This is a genomic window from Pontimicrobium sp. MEBiC01747 (assembly GCF_053601635.1).
The window spans coordinates 1-3391 of sequence record NZ_JBSHNS010000494.1; the positions used below are offsets into that span (position 1 = coordinate 1).

The 3391-nt window shown below is 29.4% G+C and carries 2 protein-coding genes; both read right to left on the minus strand.

Features of this window, described 5'->3' with window-relative positions:
* Positions 1–290: 290 nt before the first annotated feature.
* Positions 291–2429, minus strand: a complete 2139-nt coding sequence (locus ACVC2P_RS16325) for a TonB-dependent receptor family protein (RefSeq protein WP_452599522.1) — start codon at positions 2427–2429, stop codon at positions 291–293.
* A gap of 77 nt (positions 2430–2506) precedes the next feature.
* Positions 2507–3031 (minus strand): transcription termination/antitermination protein NusG, encoded by a 525-nt coding sequence (nusG, locus tag ACVC2P_RS16330; RefSeq protein ID WP_452599523.1) that lies wholly within the window; start codon positions 3029–3031, stop codon positions 2507–2509.
* Positions 3032–3391: the final 360 nt, after the last annotated feature.

Consider the following 3391-nt stretch of genomic DNA (forward strand, 5'->3'; position numbering starts at 1 on the left):
TATTTAAAGCATTTGTTATTTGTTGCCAATGAACGTCTCCTAGTTCTTTAAGTAACCAATTTTCGCTTAAACCTCCCCATAATAGTTGAGGCATGTTTAATTTGTATTGTCTTTTTAAGCTCATCTTTCTATAATTAAAATAGCGTTACATAGTACTTAAAGCCTTAAAAGCGGTGTACTACAAAGTAGAGCAACATATTTGCTATGCTACTCCTAGAATGTTTTTTGCTGATTAATAAGTTATTGTCGTGTTACCAATAAGAAAACAGGTAACGTTATCTCTTTTTTATCTATAAACGGTAGTTTACTTTAAAACTCCCATAATAATTTCTGTTATTTCCTGGATAAAAGTACCTTGGTTCTGCGCCTCCAAAGCCTACAGCATTTATTAGTACAGATTGTGCATATTTGGTATCAAATAGATTATTAACTCCTATACTTATGCCTAAAGTTAATTTATCTGTTATTCCTTTTTTATAACCTATTTTGGTATTAAACACAGAAAATTGATCGCTACTTAATGTATTGGCATCTGTTAATGGAATTTTATCTACAAATTGATACGTTGTATTCCAGTAAAATCCATCTAACAGGAAATAAAAACCTGCATCTAGCTTATTTTTAGGAACACCTGTTAAGCTATTTCCTGAAAAATCCTCGCCTTCATCTATAAAATCAACAAAAGAGTGATTATTATGAGTATATCTTACAAAAGGTTTTAAAATAGAACCGCCAATAAATGGAAACTTATAATTTGCATCTATCTCTAATCCTTGGTGTTTTGTTTTACCAGCATTTCTACCAACATATTGATCTTCTCCAATACGCTCCCCAACTAATAAGTCTTTAATATTCATTTGGTATAATGAGATATTTAACAGCAGGTTATTTTCTAACAGTTTTAAACTAGAACCTATTTCGTAACTCATTCCTTTTTCTTGCTCTATATTAGGATTAATTACTCCATCTGGTGTTAATGTTTCTTCTAATCCAGGGTTAGAAAAACCTCTGCTTACATTAAAATATAGATTATACAAAGGGCTCCATGCATACTCTAAACTTAAACTAGGAAGCAGAATAGGATCAAAGGATCTAGAGGCACTTTTATTATCTTCTCCATTATTAAATAAATCTCTAAAATCGTAAGTTGTTTGGTTTAGAGCGAGGTTAAACTGTGCCCTAAATTTATTTGTAATAGGATAATTAAAAGATCCAAAAATATTTAACTGATCTCTGTATTCTGTGTTATTACTTATTTGCTCGCCTTGCAGGCTTCCATTTCCATTATTATCTCTATACTCATTTCTAAAGGTTTTCCAATCGTATTTATCCTTGTATAATTCTCCTCCTAATGTATACTCAATTTTAGTGGTATTAATATTTAAGTAGCCTTTAAATTGAGTTCTAAATCCGTATCCGCTTGTGGCTTCATTTAAAATATTAAATGGTCTTGCTTCGTTATTATCTAAATGGCTATAAAAAATAGAGCTTGTATTTTCTAGTCTTTCACTTAATTTCCCTTTGTAATGCACACCAATAAGGGTATAGATATCATCTTCAAACCCCTGTGCCGCTAACCAATTTCCTGCGGCTTGAGTAGGATCTTCGTTAAAATCTGTTTGGTTTATAGAGCTTGGTATTTGTGCTATATAATCTATATGATTTACAAGTAAACCTATTGTATTAGAGGCATTAATACGATACTCGGTGTTTAATAATAGTCCGTTTCGTTTAAAGCTATTATTCTCTCTATATCCATCTAAATCTGTATGGTTATAATTTAAACCTATATAAAAAGCATCAGAATTATGCTGTACACTTAAATTATCCTTAATTAAGTTGTAAGAACCTAAAGTAAAATTATTAGAGAGTACAGTGGTATTGTATTTTGGTGTCCTGGATTTTAATAATATTGCACCTCCTAAATTAGCACCATATGCTGTTCCTTTTGGGCCTTTTATAACTTCTATACTTCCTAAATTTTCTAAATCGAAAGCTTCAATTGTAGAACTTCCTGTTCCATTCGTAATTGGTATATTATTATAATAAAGCCTTAGTTTGTCTGTACCAAAGGGCGTTCTTGCTCCTATGCCTCTAATCGTTATCCTATTAGTATTTAAAGCTCCAGATAAAGCATAAACGCCTGGAACTTGGTTAATTGATGTTGTAATGTCTAAAGGGCTAAAAGTTTCTAGAATTTCTGAATTAACAATTGCAGAAGATGTTATACCAGTAGCATTTTTTTTAAATGTATTGGTTAAAATCACTTCTTTTATTTCTATTGTTGTTACAGAATCTTTAGGTGTAGTTTGCGCATTTACATATAGTGCTAAAAAGCAACTAAGCAATGCTACATTAAGCTTAATTGGGGAAGATAAAGGGTATGTAAGGAAATAACGTGTTAACGCTATTGTATTTAAATTAATCATTATAAAGAGGGAGCTTATACTTATTGTAAGTATTTATAAATTTATATGTTTTTTAAATCAATTTCAAATAAGTATTTCTAATTAACTAATTCTTGAGGGGTTTTTATTATTTCAACAGGAATAGTAGCCATTATATTTTGCTTAAGAGACTCTATTCTTACAATTATTTTATTAGTATTATCTACTTTTAATATTTCACATTCTAATCCTTTCAAGGCACCTTCATTAATTGTTCTAATCTCTCCTACTTTTGGTAGCTCTGCATTAGTCTCAATATCTGTTAATCCTTTGGTTCCTATAAAAAGTTTTATTCTATCTATTTCTTTATCGCTTACTCTTGCATAATCTTTCCCAAAACTTATATATGTACAAACACCTTGAACGGATAATGCTTTATGAAAATCCATTGAAGAATTAATATTCACAAATACATACGAAGGGAATAATGGTTTTATAATAGTTTTTTTTCTATCACTCCATTGTTTTACAGTTTTATATTCTGGGAGGAAGGAGTCCAAATCTATATCTTTAAGAGATTGATAAACCTTTTTTTCACAGCGAGATTTGACATATAAAATATGCCAACCAATATTAAAATTCATAAAAAAGTGTGTTTTTTCAGCACAAAATATAGCTTCGCTTCCCTCAGTCACATGAAGTTATTTCTACAAAGAGAAGATTGTTAGTTAAAACAAATCTCGATAATATTACTGAAGAAAAAACACTTCTATTCCATAAAAAAAGTAAGGGCGTTCCTTACTTTTTTTTAACATTTTTTGCACCTATTTAAATCAATAGATAAAGTGTTCAAATACTAGGTTAAACGAATATTATGGTTTTATTAACTTTCAAAAAATCTTTGTTTTTTATTCCTCTTTATTCAAAAAAAGAAGTTTTTTACTATTAATTATTTAATTATCAAAGTCTTTTTTTGAGTTTACTGAGAGTTAAAAATGAGATTA

What these genes read in the sequence shown, in the direction of transcription:
- ACVC2P_RS16325 (WP_452599522.1), bottom strand. Translation starts at nt 2,429, where the DNA reads ATGATTAATTTAAATACAATAGCGTTAACACGTTATTTCCTTACATAC.
- nusG (WP_452599523.1), bottom strand. Translation starts at nt 3,031, where the DNA reads ATGAATTTTAATATTGGTTGGCATATTTTATATGTCAAATCTCGCTGT.